This window comes from Bradyrhizobium sp. 197 (assembly GCF_023073375.1).
Lineage (GTDB): Bacteria > Pseudomonadota > Alphaproteobacteria > Rhizobiales > Xanthobacteraceae > Bradyrhizobium.
On record NZ_JADPJJ010000109.1, the window covers coordinates 1 to 1,910 of the forward strand.

The 1,910-nt window shown below is 57.9% G+C and carries 1 protein-coding gene; it reads right to left on the reverse strand.

Annotation, left to right across the window (positions count from 1 at the left end; genetic code table 11):
* Positions 1-59: 59 nt before the first annotated feature.
* Positions 60-1,817, reverse strand: a complete 1,758-nt coding sequence (locus IVB27_RS26390; RefSeq protein ID WP_247446025.1) for an adenylate/guanylate cyclase domain-containing protein — start codon at positions 1,815-1,817, stop codon at positions 60-62.
* Positions 1,818-1,910 lie beyond the last annotated feature (93 nt).

A 1,910-nucleotide genomic window follows, 5' to 3' on the forward strand; every position in this document is an offset into this window, starting at 1 on the left:
TGACCCGTTTCGGACGTGCGCCTATCGGGGCCGTTTCGTTCGCAGTCGAGGCAGCAACGTCATTCCGGAAGGCCTGCTTTGCGAAGACCCTTGGCGAACATGGCGAAGTCCTCTGCTCGGCGGAATGGCGCTAGATCTCTGAGAGTGGAGGCTCGCAAGTCAGGATTAAGTTCGAGCGCCCGTGCTATGGCTTTCTGTGCTGGCTCAAGCTGTCCGGCAAGCGCCTTGCTGGCAGCGGAAATGCAGATCGTCAGCAGAAATTTGGGATTGTCGCGCATTGCCTGTTCGGCGCATAACGATGCCACGTCACATCGGCTCGCGAGAAAATGAGCATATGCCATGGCTCCCTGCATGCCATACATGGACGGATCGAGCGGACTCAGGCGCATGGCACGCGCAACATGCTCAAGTGCCAGGTCCGACTCACCTCTCCAAACTCTCAGCCAGGCACTAAGCGTCCAAGCTTCGGCTAAGTTGGGACTGACCGCCAGTCCCCGATCCATGAGCGCCGCGGCGTCGTCGAACTCCTGGGCTACAAAGGCGAGTGCATACCCACCCCTAGACAGCGCGACAGGGTCATCTCCACCGAGATGCACGGCTTTCCGGGCCAGCCGCGTAGTTTCGGCACTCTCTTGCTCAGGCTCGATCATCCAGCCACGTGCCTTGCGCTGCACGTAGCACCACGCGGCCATGCCATAGGCGCACGCCAAGCCACGGTCGAGTTCGATCGCCCTGCAAAACAGCGCAAGCGCCTCGCGGTTCGCTTCCATTGTCGTGCGGCGAAGTTTCACCAGTCCGCGCAGGTAATAGTCGTACGCAGTCAGATTGTTGGTTGGTTTGCGGTTGGCACGTCTGATCTCCTCAACCTGCAGCTTCGGGGCGATAGCGCTAATGACGCTGGCGGTTACATGGTCCTGTAGATCGAACATATCTTCGAGCGCACCCTCGAAACGGTCCGTCCAGAGATGTGCTCCATTTTCGGCATCGATCAGCTGACCGGCGATACGAATGCGGTTTCCAGCTTTGCGCACGCTGCCTTCGAGCACGTAGCGCACTCCTAGCTCCCTTCCGACCTGCTTCACGTCCACATGCCGGCCTTTGTACGTGAAACTCGAATTGCGCGCGATCACAAACAGCCAACGAAGGGCAGAGAGCGCCATCGTGATATCCTCCACGACGCCATCTGCGAAATACTCCTGCTCTGGATCTGCACTCAAGTTCTGGAAAGATAGTACGGCAATCGAGGGTTTGTCAGGGAGCGCCAACGTGGGCCTTAGGTTTGCTGCCGCAAGATCTCTCACTCTGAAAACGCGGACCGGACGTCCAATGTTCTTGAGGTTCTGCTCGCCGGCATCATCAAACACAACATCAAGTTTATCGCGGAGTTGTCGGTGGGCATCATCCGACACACAAATGCCACCGGGCTCCGCAATCGCTTCGAGACGCGCTGCTACGTTGACACCGTCGCCGAATATGTCCCCATTATCCTGGATAACATCGCCAACATTGATACCGATCCGGAACTCAATTCGATTGTTCGCTGGTACGTCCGAATTGCGTTCCGCCATGCCACGCTGAACATCGACCGCACAGCGCATTGCGTCCACAACGCTATTGAACTCGGCCAAAAGGCCATCGCCGGTGTTCTTGACGATGTGCCCTCGATAGGCGGCAATCGTTGGATCAATCAAGACCCGCAAATGCTCCCTCAGCCGGACGTGCGTGCCCTCCTCGTCCCTGCCCGTTAAACGACTGTAACCGGCGACATCGGCCGCGAATATGGCTGTTAGCCGTCGCAAGAGGTGTTCGCGGCTCAAGGGATTCTCCCGCCGTGAAGCGTCACCGGTCTGAACCGGCACCTTTTGAAATGTTAGCGAGAATCGGCGTCAAATGCCACAGCCATCAACAAG